14 protein-coding genes are annotated in these 16,607 nt (G+C 68.3%); 3 read left to right on the top strand and 11 right to left on the bottom strand.

From position 1 onward, the window contains the following. Positions 1-5: 5 nt before the first annotated feature. The 10 genes from ASF58_RS23780 to ASF58_RS23735 all read right to left on the bottom strand — a co-directional run bounded on the left by ASF58_RS23780 (position 6) and on the right by ASF58_RS23735 (position 10,257). Positions 6-728 carry an amino acid ABC transporter ATP-binding protein gene (locus tag ASF58_RS23780; RefSeq protein WP_280137576.1) on the bottom strand — a complete coding sequence of 241 codons (723 nt, stop codon included), beginning with the start codon at positions 726-728 and terminating at the stop codon, positions 6-8. A 77-nt stretch (positions 729-805) separates the two neighbouring features. After that, entirely contained in the window at positions 806-1,459 is a 654-nt protein-coding gene (locus ASF58_RS23775) for an amino acid ABC transporter permease (protein ID WP_244477472.1), read from the bottom strand. A gap of 9 nt (positions 1,460-1,468) precedes the next feature. Next, positions 1,469-2,338, bottom strand: coding sequence for a transporter substrate-binding domain-containing protein (locus ASF58_RS23770; RefSeq protein ID WP_055958636.1), 870 nt, complete (start codon positions 2,336-2,338; stop codon positions 1,469-1,471). Positions 2,339-2,542: 204 nt separating this feature from the next. Next, entirely contained in the window at positions 2,543-3,328 is a 786-nt protein-coding gene (locus ASF58_RS23765) for a GntR family transcriptional regulator (RefSeq protein WP_055958633.1), read from the bottom strand. A gap of 153 nt (positions 3,329-3,481) precedes the next feature. After that, entirely contained in the window at positions 3,482-4,453 is a 972-nt protein-coding gene (locus ASF58_RS23760; RefSeq protein WP_055958628.1) for a Gfo/Idh/MocA family oxidoreductase, read from the bottom strand. Between the two features lie 283 nt (positions 4,454-4,736). Further along, entirely contained in the window at positions 4,737-5,738 is a 1,002-nt protein-coding gene (locus tag ASF58_RS23755) for an oligopeptide/dipeptide ABC transporter ATP-binding protein (protein ID WP_055958625.1), read from the bottom strand. After that, positions 5,735-6,739: an ABC transporter ATP-binding protein gene (locus ASF58_RS23750; RefSeq protein WP_055958622.1), complete on the bottom strand. Its 1,005-nt coding sequence runs from the start codon at positions 6,737-6,739 to the stop codon at positions 5,735-5,737. Before ASF58_RS23750 ends, ASF58_RS23755 begins: the two co-directional genes overlap by 4 nt. Next, positions 6,736-7,653, bottom strand: coding sequence for an ABC transporter permease (locus ASF58_RS23745; protein WP_055958619.1), 918 nt, complete (start codon positions 7,651-7,653; stop codon positions 6,736-6,738). The genes ASF58_RS23750 and ASF58_RS23745 overlap by 4 nt, the downstream gene beginning before the upstream one ends. Continuing rightward, positions 7,650-8,627 (bottom strand): ABC transporter permease, encoded by a 978-nt coding sequence (locus ASF58_RS23740; protein WP_055958616.1) that lies wholly within the window; start codon positions 8,625-8,627, stop codon positions 7,650-7,652. The genes ASF58_RS23745 and ASF58_RS23740 overlap by 4 nt, the downstream gene beginning before the upstream one ends. Before the next feature lie 28 nt (positions 8,628-8,655). Beyond that, positions 8,656-10,257 carry an ABC transporter substrate-binding protein gene (locus ASF58_RS23735; protein ID WP_244477471.1) on the bottom strand — a complete coding sequence of 534 codons (1,602 nt, stop codon included), beginning with the start codon at positions 10,255-10,257 and terminating at the stop codon, positions 8,656-8,658. 445 nt (positions 10,258-10,702) lie between these two features. Between ASF58_RS23735 and argE the strand changes: the two genes are divergently transcribed. Beyond that, entirely contained in the window at positions 10,703-11,857 is a 1,155-nt protein-coding gene (argE, locus tag ASF58_RS23730) for an acetylornithine deacetylase (RefSeq protein WP_055958612.1), read from the top strand. A 359-nt stretch (positions 11,858-12,216) separates the two neighbouring features. Then, entirely contained in the window at positions 12,217-13,419 is a 1,203-nt protein-coding gene (locus tag ASF58_RS23725) for a Zn-dependent hydrolase (protein WP_055958609.1), read from the top strand. Positions 13,420-14,249: 830 nt separating this feature from the next. Here ASF58_RS23725 and ASF58_RS23720 read toward each other — a convergent pair. Beyond that, on the bottom strand, positions 14,250-15,149 hold the full coding sequence (locus tag ASF58_RS23720; RefSeq protein WP_055958607.1) for an SDR family oxidoreductase: 900 nt from the start codon (positions 15,147-15,149) through the stop codon (positions 14,250-14,252). A 98-nt stretch (positions 15,150-15,247) separates the two neighbouring features. On the opposite strand from ASF58_RS23720, the gene ASF58_RS23715 reads away from it, so the two are divergent. Further along, positions 15,248-16,111, top strand: coding sequence for a helix-turn-helix transcriptional regulator (locus tag ASF58_RS23715; RefSeq protein ID WP_055958604.1), 864 nt, complete (start codon positions 15,248-15,250; stop codon positions 16,109-16,111). The last annotated feature ends 496 nt before the right edge of the window (positions 16,112-16,607 follow it).

Here is a 16,607-nt window from a genome sequence, read left to right as displayed (position 1 = left end):
CGGGCTCATCGATTCCGCACGTGGGCGAGGAAGCGGCGCGTCGTCTCGTGCTGCGGCGCGGTGAAGAGGGCGTCGGGCGCGCCCTGCTCGACGATCGCCCCGTCCGCCATGAAGACCACGCGGTGGGCGACCTGCCGCGCGAAGCTCATCTCGTGCGTGACGACGATCATCGTCATGCCGTCGCGGGCCAGAGCGCGCATGACGTCGAGGACTTCGTGGACGAGTTCGGGATCGAGCGCGGAGGTCGGCTCGTCGAAGAGGATCAACTCCGGCTCCATGGCGAGCGCACGCGCGATGGCCACACGCTGTTGCTGGCCGCCGGAGAGTTGCCCGGGCCGCTTGTCCCGGTGGTCTGCGAGCCGAACCCGCTCCAGGTGCGCCGCCGCGCGCGCCTCGGCCGTGGCCTTCGGTAGTCCCAGGGTCAGGCGCGGTCCCAGAGCGACGTTCTGCAAGGCGCTGAGGTGGGGGAAAAGGTTGAAGCGTTGAAACACGAAGCCGAAGCGTCGGCGCTGGCCGGCGATGTCTGCCTCACCGAAAGGCTTCCACCGTGTCCCATCCGGAGCCAGGCTGCCGCCGATGACGTCGCCCGCCAGGGTGATCGTGCCCGATGTCGGGGTCTCGAGCTGGTTCAGGCAGCGCAGCACCGTGGTCTTGCCCGAGCCCGATGGCCCGATCAGCACCACGGCCTCGCCCGCACCGATCTCGAAGGAGACATCCTTGAGGACCATGCGGTCCCCGAACCGCTTGCACAGGTTCCGGATGGACAGCAGCGGCGCCGGCGCGGGGAGGGATGATCGTTCGGGCCCTACCATGCGGGAAGCTTCCGTTCGATCAATCTGGAGATGTAAGCCAGCACTGAAATGATGAGGTAGTAGTACAGCGCCAGCAGCGCGAAGATCTCCAGCGGAGCAAAGTGTGACGCGATGATCGCCTGGCCGGAGCGGGTCAGCTCGTAGACGGAGATCACCGACAGCAGGGAGGTGTTCTTCACGAGGGTGATCAGGTCGTTGGTCAGCGCGGGCGTCATCGGGCGGATGGCCTGCGGCAGCAGGACGTGGAGCAGGATCTTGCCGCGGGTGAGCCCGATGGACTGCGCCGCCTCTGTCTGGCCCCGTTCGATCGAACCGACCGCGCCACGCACGATCTCGGCGATATAGCCGGCACTGTTCAGCGAGAGCGCGATGACCCCCGACAGGTATTCGCCGGGCCGCCATCCGAGCATCGGAAGGCCGAAGAAGACGATGAAGATCTGGATGAGGAGCGGCGTTCCACGGATGAAGTCCACGTAGGCCCGAACGGCGAGGCGCGCCGGCGTAAAGCCGCCGAGGGCGATCAGGCCGAGCGCGACGCCCCCTGCCAACCCGAGGAGACCTGCGAGGGCGGCGATCCTCAGGCTCGTGAGGGCGCCCTGCGCCAGGAGTGGTATGGCCATCGCGACGACGGCCCAATCGATGCTCACGGCATCGCCTCAGGACAAGGTCGGGATGTGGTCGGCGAGATCCATGCGGATGCCGAACCATTTCTCCTGCAGGGCGTAGATATCGCCGCTCGCCTTCAGGGCGGTGATCCGTGCGTCGAGGAACGCGATCAGCGCCGCATCCTCCTTCCGCACCCCGATACCGGCCCAGTTGCGGGGCCCGATATCGCGGACAACGGCATACCGTCCGGGCGCATCCTTGGTGACCTGCGTCAGGGTCGCAAGCGTGTTGATCACCCCGTCGACGGAACCCTGAGCCAGTGCGAGATAGGCCGCGGGGTGATCGTCGTAGGTCTTGACCTCCGAGAAACCGGTGCCGGCGGCGGCCTTCAGCTTCGCGTCGAGCCCGGCCTTCATGGTGTCGCCGGCCGAGCCCAGCTTCACGCCGAGGATCTTGCCGGCCATCCCATCCAGGGAGCGGATTGCCTGGGCATCGGATGCGCGGACGAGGAGTTCCTGGGTCGCCTCCGCGTAGGGGATCGTATAGCCGACGCGCTGAACGCGCTCCTTGGTGTAGGTGAGCGAGGTCATGATCAGGTCGAAGTTGCCGGCGTAGAGGGCCGGGATCACGCCGGCCCAAGCCGTGTCCACCATCTCAACCCTGACGCCGAGGGGTGCGAAGAGCAGCGCGGCGAGATCGACATCGTAGCCGACCACATTGCCGCCCTCGCGAAAGGTGAAGGGCCGGTACGCGGCCTCGCAGCCGACGCGCACGAGCCCGGCCCGGCGGATCGCTTCGAGCGTCGTCTCTGCTGCCGCCCAGGCCGATCGGCGCAAGGACACCGAGGCCAAGCCCGCGAGCCCCCCGACGCGCAGGAGCCCGCGGCGGTTCGGGTGCCTGAGGTGGATCTTCGCGACCATGGCAGTCTCGCAATCGGTTCGCCGGACAGGTGAGCACCCCATCCAAATTGCATGCCATCGGTAAAAAGCGAATAGAATCAGTGCCGACGCGAGACTGGCAGGCACGCACGCCAGGTGGAAGGCCGCAGACCGAAGGGTGCGATGCCGACGGACATCCGGGGGACTGCGTCTTCGCGACCGGGCGCGTGAGTTCGGGTCGGACGGTCAGTCCGAACTGGGTCGGTGGGTCTCGGAGCCGGTAAGGCACGTCTCGGCGGAATGCTGTTCGCTCGCCCCGTCCGCGGAAACCGCTGGCTGGCCCAGCGCGGTACGGACGGTTTCACCCGTCCTCCGAAGATGCTGCCGCCACACGGCACCGGCCGCGGGCGCATCGCAGGACCGGAATGCCGCCATCAGCGCCGCGTGCTCAGCAACGGATTCGCGCCAGCGCAGAGGGTCGACGATCGCCATGTAGCGTCCCCGCCGGGCCCGCAACAGGATCGACGCATGGGTCGCGATCAGGAGCGGGTTCCCGGACAGGCGAACCACGGCGTCGTGGATGGCATTGTTGAGTGCAAAGTAAGCATCTTTCTCCTGGTCAGCGTAATGCCTAAGCATTTGTGCATGCTGAAGATCCAGAGCGATGATGTCGTCAGGGCATGCGCGAGCAACGGCCAACTCCGCTGCAAAACCTTCCAGGCCTGCGATCAGCTCGAACAGGTGCCCGGCCTCCGCGATCGTCATGGACATGACCCGCGCACCGCGATTTTGGCTGAGTTCGATCAGACCATCGGCCTCCAAAAGCTTCAAAGCCTCGCGCAGGGGTGTGCGCGAGACGCTCAAGCGTTCGCACAGCGTGCGCTCGACGATCCGGCTCCCCGCAGCCAGATCGCCACGAACGATCAGATCCCGCAGGGTGTCGGCGATCTGCCGGGCGAAAGGAACGCGGCGGGACAGCGGGATTGCGTCGGCAGGCGGGGCGGGCCGGGCCGGCTCGGCAGGGCGATCCATCTCAACGCATTCCCGGTCAGGCCTCAATCGGCGTTCGCGCAGGGAATACCCAGGGACGTCCTCATGGCAATCCGCATCGACCGGTGCGGTCGATGCCCCGTGGGTCAACCGCCACCGCCATTGCCTGCTGTTCAGGCTGACGTCCGGTCGAGCCTATCGGGCGACGAGCCCTTCGACGACTTCCTGGACCTCCAGGGCCTCGACGAAGGTGGCGAGCGCGTGCGGCTCGCCACGGGTCATCCGGACGACACCGTCGAGCTGACGCCGGAGGGCGACCAACCGTGCCTGGTCGTTGGGCAACGCATCCGGTGCCGTCTCGAAGTGTCCGTTCGGCCGTAGCCGCTCGGCGATCGACCAATCCCGCAGGCGAACCGCCCCGCTCTCGCCCAGGAGGGTCCAGGTGTTGTGGTCGTCCTGCCGGGTTCCACCGACTTGGCCGGTGACGAAGACCGGTACGTCGCCCGCTCGGAGCGTCGCCTGGATCGCCCGTTCGGAGCGGTGGGGTTCGGGAAAGTTGGCATTGCCCCGCAGCTCGCGCAGCGGGCCCACGAGACGTCGGGTCAGGAACAGGAAATGCGAGACGACTTCGCGCGTGAAGCCGCCCTCCCTGCGCGCGTCGAGCCAGGCCGCGGCGTCGGTCTGCCAGGGCCGCGGCCAATGCGCGAAGGCCACATCGATCACCAGACGACGCGGGGCGCCGATTGCGCCCTCGGCGATCCAGCGTGCGATGGTGGCCACCGCAGGAGAGGACGCGAACGGGAAGTTCACTGCGCCCACAGCGTCGCCCTCCGCCACGAACCGGCGTGCCTCTTCCAGGTCGACAGCGAGGGGCTTCTCCAGGAAAACGCTGCGCCCCGCGGCCGAGGCCCTCCGGGCGTAGCCGATATGCGAGCCGGGCGGCGAAGCCACGTAGACACACGTACTTGCCGCGATCAGCGCGTCGGCGTCCGCCATCCTTGTCACCGCCGGAAACGTGCCGGCGATCCGGTCCAGCGAGGCGGGGGAGGGATCCCAGATCCCGGCAACGCGGATGGGAATGTCCGTCTGAGCGGACACGACGCCGAGCATGCGTTCCCCCATGATGCCGGCGCCGATGATGCCGAGGGACAGAGCGTCTCGTGTCATGTGCAAACGGCCTTCTCGCGGGAATGTCCAGGCTGTATCTGCGTGAACGGTCTTGGTTCAGGAATCTACGTCCAGCCGGCGGCTCCAGCCGGGCGTGACGATGGTTGCCGGCGTTCATTTCAGAGGCCTGGAGCAACTCAGCTGCCTAAAGCAAGTCAGCGGCTTGGAGAAAGACGCATGGCGGTCGGACTGCCCTGACGAGTTGCCCGGGATTTCTGATCATCCGGCCTTTGGGTTCGGTCCATCGATCATCCTCGTGACGGGCAGAGCTCGGGGGCTGACCTCATCCGAACTCCGATCGGTCCAGGTGGCAGGCGACGTGGCGTTCACCCGCAAGGCTGCGTAGCACCGGTCGCTCGACCCGGCAGCGCGCGATGGCATGGGCACAGCGCGGATGGAAGGCGCAGCCGGGCGGCGGAGCCAGGGGCGAGGGAGGCTCGCCGACGAGCCCCTGGAAGCGGCGCTTGCCCGGCACGAGCCGCGGCGTCTGCGCGAGGAGGCTGATCGTGTAGGGATGGGCCGGGGCGGCGAACAGTGCCTCCGCCGGCGCCTCCTCGACGATGCGGCCGAGATACATGACCAGGACCCGTGTCGCCACGTGCTCGATCACCCCGAGATCGTGGCTGACGAACAGGTAGGTCAGCCCGAGATCGCGGCGCAGGTCGAGAAAGAGGTTGAGCACCTGGGCCTGGATCGAGACGTCGAGGGCCGCAACGGACTCGTCGAGGACGAGCATCTTCGGCCGCACCGCCAGCGCCCGGGCGATGCCGATCCGGGCTCGCTGCCCCCCGGAGAACTGGTGGGGGAAGCGGGCCATCGCATCCGCCCCGAGGCTCACGCGCGCGAGGAGGTCGGCGACGTAGTCCCGCTTGGCCCCGGCGCTCACGAGGCCATGGGCAACGGGCGCCTCGCCGACGATGTCGAGAACGCGCATGCGTGGATTGAGTGAGGCCGTGGCGTCTTGAAACACCATCTGGACGCTGAGCTGAGCGGCCCGGCGCTCGGTGGGGGTCATCTCGGTGAGATCCACGCCCGCGCGTCGGACGCGCCCGTCGCTCGGCATGTGGAGGCCGGCCACGAGGCGGGCGAGCGTGGACTTGCCGCAACCGGACTCACCGACGAGCCCGACGACTTCGCCGGCCTCCACGCGCATGTCGATGTCCGAAACCGCCTGGACGCTGGTGGGTCGGCGGCGCTCGCCGAGCAGGCGGGCGATGCGGGCGGCGAGGGAGGGTGTTGTGCCGAAACGCTTCGACACGGATTCCAGGGTCACGAGGGGCTTCACGCGACGACGGTCTCGCTGAGAGGATACCGGCAGAGGGCCTCCCGGCCCGACCGGCGGACCAGGGGCGGAGGCTCGGAACAGTCGGGCCGGACGTTGAAGCAGCGGGGCGCGAAGGCGCAGCCCGGTGGACGTCGGCCCAGCGGCGGGGCGAGGCCAGGGATCTGCGCCAAGCGGGCGCCGCGCTTGTTGCGGCTCGGGGCCGAGCCGATCAGTCCGGCGCTGTAGGGGTGGAGCGGCGCCTCCACAACCTCGGCCACCGGACCAGCCTCGACGACCCGACCCGCATACATCACGAGGAGCCGGTCGGCGAGACCGGAGACCACCGCGAGGTCGTGGGTGATCCAGATCAACGCGGTGCCCATCTCGGCACACAGATCCTGCGCCTCCGCCAGTATCTGGGCCTGGATCGTCACGTCGAGCGCGGTGGTGGGTTCGTCAGCGATGAGGAGGGCGGGGCGATGCAGCAGCGCGATGGCGATGGCGATCCGCTGGCGCATGCCGCCCGAGAGCTGGTGCGGGTAGGCCCCGAGGCGCTCGTCGGGCGCGGGGATGCCAACGCGCACCAGCGCCTCGCGGGCGCGGGCGCGGGCCGCCTTCGCCGTAACCCGCTCGTGGGCGGTGATCGCCTCGACGATCTGGGTTTCCACCCGGAGTACCGGGTTCAGGGTGGTCATCGGGTCCTGGAAGATCATCGCCATGCGGGCGCCGCGCAGGCGCCGAAGCTCGGCCTCGGACAGGCCCATGAGATCGCGGCCCTCGAAGACGATCCTTCCTCCGGCGACACGGCCCGGAGCGTCGATCAGGCCCATGAGGGCAAGCCCGGTGACGGATTTGCCGGAGCCGGATTCGCCGACGAGCCCCACCACCTCGCCGCGGGATACGGACAGGTCCAGCCCCTGGACCGCCAGGTGTTCCCGGCCGCCGGCCCGAAAGGCGACCTGAAGGTTCTCGACGGCGAGGACGGGCGCATTGGCCGGAGGTGTCCGGTCCGGCGCGCTCACGCGGAGAGCCTGGGGTTGAGCACGTCGCGCAAACGGTCTCCCACGAGGTTGATGGCCACGATGACGGCGACGAGGGCAAGGCCCGGAAAGGTCGAGATCCAGTACTTGCCCGAGAGCAGGTAGTCGTAGCCGTTCTTGATCAGAAGCCCGAGGGAGGGTTCGGTCACCGGCACGCCGACGCCCAGGAAGGACAGCGTGGCTTCGAGGGCGATGGCGTGGGCCACCTGCATGGTCGCGACCACGATTACCGGAGCCAGACAGTTCGGCAGGAGGTGCCGGAAGATCAGGCTGGTGCGCGGGAGCGCGAGCGCCCGGGCCGCCTCCATGTACTCCCGGCGCCGTTCCACCAAGGCCTGGGCCCGGATCGCCCGAGCGTAGTAGGCCCACTGAACGGCCACCAGGGCGATCACCACCTTGTCGATGCCCCGCCCGAAAGCGGCGAGCAACACCAGGGCGATCAGGATCGCGGGGAACGAGAGCTGCAGGTCGACGAGGCGCATCAGCACGGCGTCCAGCCGCCCGCCCGCATTGGCTGCGAGCACGCCGATGCAGGAGCCGACGGACGCGGCGATGAGTGTCGCCGAGAGGCTGACGACGAGCGAGACGCGCAGCCCGTAGACGATGGCCGACAGCATGTCGCGCCCCTGGGCATCGGTTCCGAGCCAGTAGGTGAGCCCGGCGAAGCTCCGGCTTCCAGGCGGCTGCGTGCCATCCATGACATCGAGGCTCGCGAGGTCGTAGGGATCCTGCGGCGTGATCCAGGGCGCCAGCGCTGCCACCAGGGCCACGGCCACCAGGATGACGAGGCCGAGGCCGGCCGCGGGGGAGCGGAAGAACGCGCGAGCGTGGGCGCGCCAGACCGGATCCGCCCGGTACGGGACCGGCTCTTCCGGGAGAGTGGCCGCGGGCGTCATGCGTCCGTTTCCGCAAGGCGCACCCGGGGGTCGAGGGCGGCATAGATCAGATCGATGACGAAGTTGATCAGCACGAACAGACACACCGTCAGCATGAGGTAGGCGACGATCACCGGCCGGTCGAGGCGGTTGATCGAATCAATCAGCAGCTTGCCGATGCCGGGCCAGGCGAACACCGTCTCGGTGACCACCGCGAACGCGATCATCGAGCCGAATTCCAGGCCGATCACCGTGACCACGGGCAGCAGGATGTTCTTGAGGACATGAACGCCGACGATGCGGGCCGGCCGCAATCCCTTGGCGCGGGCAAACCGGACGTAGTCCTGCAGCATGGCCTCACGGGTTCCGGCCCGGGCGAGGCGGATCACCACCGCGAGCTTGAACAGGGCGAGGTTCACGGCCGGCAGGATGAGGTGGCGAAGGCCGTCGAGGGTGAGGAAGCCGAGATCGAGCCCGAGGACGCGCACGGTCTCGCCACGCCCCCCGGCCGGCAGCCAGCCCAGCGTCACCGAAAAGATCAGGACCATCATCAGTCCCTGCCAGAAGTTCGGCAGGGAGAAGGCCAGGATGGACCCGCCCATGATCGCCTTGTCGGTGGCTTTTTCCGCGCGCAGGCCCGCCCAGAGGCCAAGGGGCAGGCCGAGGGCGATCGCGATGAAGAGCGCTGTGAAGGCGAGTTCCAGGGTCGCGGGGAGCCGCTGCAGGATCACCGTGAAGGCCGGCTCGTTGTAGACGAACGAGCGGCCGAGGTCGCCGTGCAGCGCGCGCCAGACGAAGGTGGCGAACTGCATCCAGAGGGGCTGATCGAGGCCGAGGCGTCGGCTGATCTGCGCGCGTTCGTCCGGCGTCGCGTCCGGTGCGGCGAGCACGTCGATCGGGTCGGCGATGGCATAGACGCCGAGAAAGACCAAGGTCGCCATGGCAGCGACCGTGAGCACCGCCTGGCCGAAACGCTGGATGAGGTAGGTCAGCACGGGCAGGGCTGCTCCCGAGGATCGACCGTCACGGGGTCAGTTCCACGTTCATCACCAGCGTGTACTGATCGATGCGCGGCACGTAGCGCAGGCCCTTGGCCGTGGCCCAGGGCGTCACCTCGAAGTGAAGCGGGATCAGCGGGTAGTCCTTCATGGCAAGCGCCGAGGCCTGCCGAAGCAGATCCTCGCGCTTCGCCTCCTCGAAGGTCGCCATTGCCTCGACCGTCAGTCGGTCGACCTCGCGGTTGCAGTAGCGCCCGCGATTTGTGAAGCCGAGTCCCTTCACCGGGTCGAAGCACAGCAGCAGCGAGTTCAGGGAGTTCGACATGTCGCCCGAGTCCGCTCCCCAGCCGGAGAGATAGGCCGAGAACTCGAACTTGTTGCGCCGGGTGAAGAACGTCGAAGCCGTGGAGGCGTCGATGCCGGTCTTCACGCCGATGCGGGTCCACATCTGCGCGATGACCTGCGCCACCTTCTCGTCGTTGATGTAGCGGTCGTTCGGCGTGCCGAGCGTGATCTCGAACCCGTTCGGATAACCGGCTTGCGTGAGCAGATCCTTGGCCCCCTTGGGGTCGTAGGGCACGATCGGGAAGTCCTTGGTCGTGCCGGAGAGCGGGTAAGGCAGGATCTCGCCCGCCGCCTGCGCCACTCCGCCCATCACCCGCTCGACGATGGCCTTCCGGTCGACCGCCTTGGAGAGGGCTTCCCGCACGCGAACGTCACGCAGGGGGTTCCGGTCGGTGCCCTTGATGGTCGGGGTCTTCCAGTCCGGCCCATCGAACTGGTCGAGATGGACGTAGATGATGCGGTTCGACAGCCCCTTGGTCACGGTGAACCCAGCCCCCTCGATCCGGGGCAGGTCCTGGATCGCCGGGCTCTCGATGAGATCGACGTCGCCGGCGAGCAGCGCCGCGACCCGGGGTCCCGTCGAGGGGATCGGCTTCATCGTCACCTTGTCGAAGGCGGACTTGGGTCCCCAGTAGGACGGGTTCGGCGCCAGCACGATCTGCGTGCCGCGGACGTATTCCCGCAGGACGTAGGGGCCGGTGCCGATCGAGACCTTCGGATCGGCGAAGTCGGTAGTCCGCAGCGGCGTTCCCATGCCGGTGCAGCCGCCCTTGGCGAAGGTCACCGCGCCCGCGGCCCCCGACGCCTTGGCGCTCAGCATTCCGAGCGCCGTCAGGTTCGTCGGCAGAAGCGGCAGCGGGCCGTCGGTGGTCACCACCACGGTGAGCGGATCAGGCGCCTCGACCCGCGTGAAGGGTTTGACGAAGGTGGCGAAGGACGAGGGCGAATTCTCGACCAGCGGGATCCGGCAGAAGGTGTAGATCACGTCCTGCGCCGTGAACGGCGTGCCGTCCGAGAAGGTCACGCCGGGCCGCAGCTTGAACTCCCAGGTGGTCGTATCGCGCGGCGTCCACGACAGGGCGAGCGAAGGCTTGAGCCTCATCTGGGCATCCGTATCGACGAGCGACTCGAAGATGTGCCGGCGCAAGGCGTTGTTGGGCCCGAGGTTGTGGAAGTGCGGATCCATCGAGGTCGGCTCGGCGCTCAGGCCGACCCGAAGGTCCCGCGCCTGCGCCGCATCGCCCGCGAGGGCAACGACACCCGAGATGGCGAGGCCGGCCACGGCCCGAATCCAGCATAAGCCGGGGGTCCGCCCGGCAGTCTCAGGCGTCTGCGTCATCAAGGATGTCCGTCGTGGATCGTGAAACGGCGTGAGGCACGGGCAGGGCCGAGCCCAGCGGCAGCAAGGTCTGCCTCTCTGGGCCGGAAGCGTCAATCATGCCAAACCGTGACGCGACGGTCCAAACGTCTTTGCAGACGAACGTCGACTGATCCGTTACCAAGGCGGTTGCTTACCGCTCCGGTGACCGCTGCCCGGACTCGGGTTTCGGATCGGGCCCGGGGTTTCCGCCGGGCTTCGCAGCCGTGGGACCGGCGATCCGCGTTTCGGCTCCGGCCCGGATCCGACAGGTCGCCACACACTGCTCCGGCACACGATCGAAAGCCATGACGCCAAAGCCATGACGCGACAGACCCGGATAACGTCAGATGCCCCCTCGCGAGCGGAGGTGTCCGATAGCGTCGCGATTCTCGCCACCCTCGTCGCTTTCGACACAGTCAGCACGCGCTCGAACCTACCGCTGATCGACTGGGTGGAAGCCTTCGCCCGTGGTCATGGGGCCGCGGTGGAGCGGGTCCCGGACGCCACCGGCAACAAGGCGGCTCTCTGGATCAGCGTCGGGCCCGGGGACAAACCGGGTTACGTGCTCTCGGGCCACAGCGACGTGGTCCCGGTCGAGGGGCAGCCTTGGTCGTCCGATCCCTTCGTCCTGCGCGAGGAGGCAGGGCGCCTCTACGGTCGCGGCACCTCCGACATGAAGGGCTTCCTCGCCGTCTGCCTCGCTGCATTGCCTGCGATGATGACGGCGGGGCTCTCGACACCGATCCATCTCGCGATTTCCTACGACGAGGAAATCGGCTGCCTCGGCGTCCGCCCCCTCATCGCGCGGATGCTGGAACGGGGCCTGCACCCGCGCGGCTGTTTCGTCGGCGAACCGACAGGAATGGAGGTGGTCGTCGGCCACAAGGGGAAGTCTGCTGCGCGCGTCACCTTCCGGGGCCTCGCCTGCCATTCGGCATTGGCCCCGCAGGGCGTCAATGCGGTGGAGTACGCGGCCCGCTTCATCGAGCATGTGCGGCTCTCGGCCGAGGCGCTCGTTCGGGACGGGCGGCGGGACGCGCTCTACGACGTGCCCCACACCACGGGCCTGTCCAGCGTCGTCCGTGGCGGATCGGCGCTCAATATCGTGCCGGAAACCTGCTCGGTGGAGTTCGAGTACCGCGCGATCGGTGGCGACGATGCGGCGGCCCTCGCGGCGGCGGCGATCGCCTATGCCACGGACATCTTGGCGCCGATGATGCAGGCCGTCGATCCTGCCTGCGGCGTCGCGATAGAGCCGCTGATCGACTATCCGGGCCTTGAGACCCGCCCGGAGGCCGAGATCGTCACCCTGGCCAAGACGCTCGCTGGCCGAAATGGCCACGCCAAAGTTTCCTACGGAACCGAGGCCGGCCTGTTCGAGGCGCTGGGCAACACGCCGAGCGTGGTGATCGGCCCGCGCTCCATCGCGCGCGCGCACAAGGCGGACGAGTATGTGACCCGCGACGAACTCGAAGCCTGTGCAGCCTTTATCCATCAGCTCATCGCGCATAGCTGCCTCTGAGAGGGAACAAGCCCGTTTTCGTCGATGCCGGCAGGCTTCATGACGGCATTAACTTTAGCTCAAACCTGTTAAAACCACGATCAAACCACGCTTGGCATCAGTCCTGGCGAACATGGGCCCTGGCGAAGCAGGAACTTTCCATTTCGCGAAGATCGCCTAGCGTCTCAACATCAGCCATGACAGGCGGGCGACGGGCCGTGGCCTCGTGGGTTCGCGAGCGGGGGACGAGACGGCGCTGTGGTCAGGCGATCTCTCCGCGCTCGGCTGGGAGCCCGAGGGTGGATGGGCGGCGCGAAGCGGCCGAATTCACCTCTGCACGAGGCTTGCAGGGTTCGGGCGCTCAGAGGCCGGACCCTGCCATGACCAAGATCGATACGGACGCTTTCCTCGCCGACCTGTACGCCTTGCGCCAGATCGGGCCGTTCCGGACCGGTGTTCACCGGCCCACCTTTTCACCTCAAGATATGGAATCGCGCCGCTGGCTGATGGCGCGACTCGAGGGATGCGGACTTGAGGCATCGATCGATGGAATCGGCAACGTCCTCGGGCGTCATCGCGGCCCAGGCCCCCACCTCCTCGTAGGCAGCCACATCGAGACCCAGAACGAGGCTGGCTGGCTCGACGGGGCGCTCGGCGTCGTCGCCGGCTTGGCGCTGGCCCGGGCCGGCCTTCCCGTCGACGTCGTCGCCTTCGCGGACGAAGAGGGGCACTTCTCCGGCGGCTTCCTCGGGAGCCGCTCAGCGATCGGTGACCTGACCGAGGCCGAGATCGACGCCGCCCGCAACCGGACCGACGGCACGCCCCTGCGCGCGGCCCTCGAATCGGCTGGTCTCGCGGGGCAACCGCGGACGCGATTGGATCCCGCCCGCTACCGCGGCTTTCTGGAACTGCACATCGAACAGGGCACGCAGCTGGAGTCCGCCGGCCTGCATCTCGGCGTGGTCAGCGGCATCGTGGCGATCTGGCAGTTCCGGATCGTTTTCGAAGGCCATCAGGACCATGCCGGCGGCACCACCATGGCCGAGCGCCGGGATGCCGGGCTCTCGGCGGTACGCCTGCTCGCGGCCATCGACCGGGAATTTCCGAAGGTCTGCGGCCCGCGCAGCACCTGGACGACGGGCCGGATCACCCTGGATCCCGGCGGCTACAGCATCATCCCAGGGCGCGCCGAGGTGGCCTTCCAGTTTCGCGACGTATCGATTCCGGTGCTGGAGCGGATGGAGGCTTGCCTCGACGCGCTGGTGCGCGAGTCGAACCGGCGGGAGCGCTGCACCGCCACGCTCCTCGCGCTGTCGAAGGCGATCCCCGCCCCTTGCGACCCCGACCTGATGCGAGCCCTCTCGGAGGCTGCCGAGGAGGTCTGCCCCGGCCTCTGGCAGGTGATGCCCTCGGGGGCCGGCCACGACGCCCAGAACGTCGCCCGCATCCTCCCGGCCGCGATGCTGTTCGTCCCATCGATCGGCGGCATCAGCCACCATTGGGCGGAGAATACCACCGACGCGGATTTGGCCTTCGGCGTGCGCGCGCTCGGAGCGGCGGCGGAGCGGGTGCTCAGCGGTTGATTTCGCCCGGCGTTTCCGGAGTTCCCGTCGACCTTCCAGCCGCTTGGCCTGCTCCCGTCCGCGACGGGCGCGGACCGCGGCTGGGCCAACCGCACCGTGGGTTTCCTCTCGACACAGCGCGTGCAAGGCGCGGATGTCCGGAGCAACCGGGAACATGGCGCTGGTCCGGATCAGGGCCCGGACCCGGCTCGGCGAACCGATCTATGCCTCACCGCGCCTCGAGGCACCATCCATGAGGGAGACGGCGATATGGCTCTGATTCGAGCGGTGCGCACGCGTACCGTGCGGGTGCGCTGCGGGCACGATGCGACACGGTCGTCGGTGACCCACGCGCCTTCGGGTCGTTGCCCGTGCCTGTGGTTGAGGACGCCAACCCGAGGCAGCAGCATGGGGCCGTCGCGCCAATGCCAGGGCTTGGTGTGGTCGGCACCCGCGTCGACGATGGGGCAGTGCTCGTCGCCGTCCGCACGGAGCGACGCAGCCGAAATCGTCTGCCCAAGGCGGTCGCTGGACCGGCGCACGGCACGACCCTGGCGACGAAGGACCACTTCAACCGGTGTGTCGATCCGTCAGTGAATGGCCCTGACGGCTCGGCCTGCTCGGGCCGCCCTACGAGACGGGACGCTGTCATCCTGCGTCCCACCGGTCCTGGTCAAAGATCGAAGACGACGGGCTTGCCCGCCGACGAAGAGCGGATCGGCGCACGTGACCGACAAAGGTCGGAGAAGACGCGTCCATCCGCTCTACGTCCGGGGCGGGTGGATCTGCGACATCGCGCTTCCCATCGGGAACGGCGCCGACGCGGCCGGTCACGCGCCGCGTCCGTCGTCTCAGGACGGGGGGCGGGAATAGTCCATCCGCTCAAGGTCGGCCAGCAATCCCGGCCCGGTCGGATGCCAGCCGAGCCGCGCCTGCGTCCGGGCCTTGGACGCCGACATGTCGAGGCCGGCGAACATGCCGAGCCACCCGAAATGTCCGGCCGCCTCTTCCGGCGACAGGGCCGTCGCGGGCACCTTCAGGCCGCGGCCGATGACCTCCGCGATGTCGCGGGCACGGACACCCTCCTCGGCGACGGCGTGGTAGCGAGCCCCCGCATCCGCCTTTTCCACGGCGAGGCGATAGAGGCGCGCCACGTCGAGGACGGGACCTGCCGCCCAGCGGTTCGCCCCGTCCCCGACATAGGCCGATACGCCTTTGGCGCGCGCGAGATCGATCAGGTAGGTGACGAGCCCCTGCTTGACCGTGTCGTGGACCTGCGGGAGGCGCACCACCGAGACGTTCACACCCTCGTCCAGGAGCTCCGCCCCCGCGAGTTCCGAGGCCACGCGGGGGTTCGCATACGCGGCGTTGAAAACGTCCTCGGTCGCCGGCTGCCCTGGCGCTGGGCAACCGATGCCGACCCCGGAGGTGATCAGGAGGGGGCGGTCGGACCCCTTGAGCGCCGAGCCCAGGGCCGCGATGGCGCGCCGGTCCTTCTGACAGTTGGCGACGAAGTCGGAGAAGTCGTGGTCGAAGGCGGTGTGGATGACCCCGTCCGCCCTGGCAGCGCCGCGACGGAGGCTGTCGACGTCCTCCAGGGTGCCGAGGAACGGTTCGGCCCCCGCTTCGGCAAGGGCCCGTGCTCCGGCCTCCGACCGCGTCATCCCGAGGACCCGATGGCCCGCGGAGAGGAGTTCGGGGACGATGGCCGAGCCGATGAAGCCGGTGGCGCCGGTGAGGAAGATGAGCATGGGATGCGGTCCGTTGGGTTCGGACGCCAACTATCCGCTCGGCGCCGATCCCGTTAAAGTAGTGACCGTATCCCGGTATACCGGCTAACAGGATCGCCATGCTTGCCAGCTCGGAAACCTCGCTCGGAGCATACCTGCGGGATCGGCGGACCAGGCTCGATCCTGCCGCGCTGGGGTTCTCGGGCCGCCGGCGCACGCCCGGCCTGCGCCGGGAGGAGGTCGCCCAACGCTCGAACATCAGCGCCACCTGGTACACGTGGCTGGAGCAGGGACGTGGCGGAGCGCCCTCGGCTGACGTCCTGAACCGCATCGCGGTCGGGTTGATGCTGACCGAACCGGAGCGCGAGCACGTGTTCATGCTCGCCCTCGGGCGTCCTCCCGAGGTCCGCTACACGCCGAAGGAGGGGATCACCCCGCGCCTCCAGCGGTTGCTCGACACGCTTGAGGTCAGCCCGGCGCTGATCAAGACCGCGACCTGGGACGTGGTCGCCTGGAACCGGGCCGCCGCCGTGGTGCTGACCGACTGGGACACGGTCCCTCCCGGCGAGCGCAACATCCTGCGCCGCATGTTCGGCGACCCGCGCGTGCGAGCCACGCAGCATGATTGGCAGAGCGTGGCGCGCTACGTCGTCGGGGCGTTCCGGGCGGATGCGGTGCGGGCGGGCGCCGCATCCGAGGTGAACGCATTAGCGGAGGAACTCAGTCGCACCAGCCCGGAGTTCGCAGCCCTGTGGCGGGAGAACGACGTCCGGGCGCACACGGACGGGGTCAAGCGGCTCCGGCACCCGATCCTGGGCTCCATCGAGCTGGAGTTCTCGGCCTTCTCCGTGGACGGCCGTCCGGATCTCGGCATGATCGTCTACAACCCTGTCACGCCACGCGTTCGAGAGGGAATCGGCGCGCTCCTTCGGGGGTCCCGCGATCGGGCCGAGGCCGAGAGGCCCCGCACGGACCCGGCTTGAAGGCGCAGGGACGTCCCGGAAGGCGTGACGTCGATCCTCCGCATCTCGACGGAATCGACCGGACCGCTTTAGCTCCGCATGCGGCAAACGTCTTGGCAGGCGAGATCATCGGACCGGACCCCATCGGTCTCACCGCCGCCGGGGATCGGCAGATTTTCAGGGGTCGATTTTTGGACGGCCGAGGCATGAGGCGGCCGTCGTTTTCGGACCCGCGCACGATCCGAGGAACCTGGGAACGTCCGCTCCGCGACTCCGAGAAAGCAGCGATGGACGACCGGGTCGGGTGGTTTTCTCCCGTCCGCTTCCGCGCGAGAGGATGAGAGAAGCAGCCGTTCAACCTGGCTGCGGAGGTCTGCGGCCCTGCGCCAGCTCGGATTGGGATTCGATACCCGCACGCGTCTGCCCGTTACCCCTCCGCAATCTGGGTGACGGGTGCAACGGTTCGGACGGTACCGACGTTTTCGCTCCCGACCCGAAGCACTTAGGGGTCGTGGGA

This window comes from Methylobacterium sp. Leaf125 (genome assembly GCF_001423085.1).
Classification (GTDB): Bacteria; Pseudomonadota; Alphaproteobacteria; order Rhizobiales; family Beijerinckiaceae; genus Methylobacterium.
Note: the sequence above shows the minus strand (reverse complement) of the source record. Positions and strands in the feature narration are given on the sequence as shown.

Coding starts and splice junctions, on each gene's coding strand:
- ASF58_RS23745 (WP_055958619.1), bottom strand. CDS start 7,653: ATGACGCCCGCGGCCACTCTCCCGGAAGAGCCGGTCCCGTACCGGGCG.
- ASF58_RS23720 (WP_055958607.1), bottom strand. CDS start 15,149: ATGCTCATCTTCCTCACCGGCGCCACCGGCTTCATCGGCTCGGCCATC.
- ASF58_RS23725 (WP_055958609.1), top strand. CDS start 12,217: ATGACCAAGATCGATACGGACGCTTTCCTCGCCGACCTGTACGCCTTG.
- ASF58_RS23715 (WP_055958604.1), top strand. CDS start 15,248: ATGCTTGCCAGCTCGGAAACCTCGCTCGGAGCATACCTGCGGGATCGG.
- ASF58_RS23770 (WP_055958636.1), bottom strand. CDS start 2,338: ATGGTCGCGAAGATCCACCTCAGGCACCCGAACCGCCGCGGGCTCCTG.
- ASF58_RS23760 (WP_055958628.1), bottom strand. CDS start 4,453: ATGACACGAGACGCTCTGTCCCTCGGCATCATCGGCGCCGGCATCATG.
- ASF58_RS23780 (WP_280137576.1), bottom strand. CDS start 728: ATGGTCCTCAAGGATGTCTCCTTCGAGATCGGTGCGGGCGAGGCCGTG.
- ASF58_RS23765 (WP_055958633.1), bottom strand. CDS start 3,328: ATGGATCGCCCTGCCGAGCCGGCCCGGCCCGCCCCGCCTGCCGACGCA.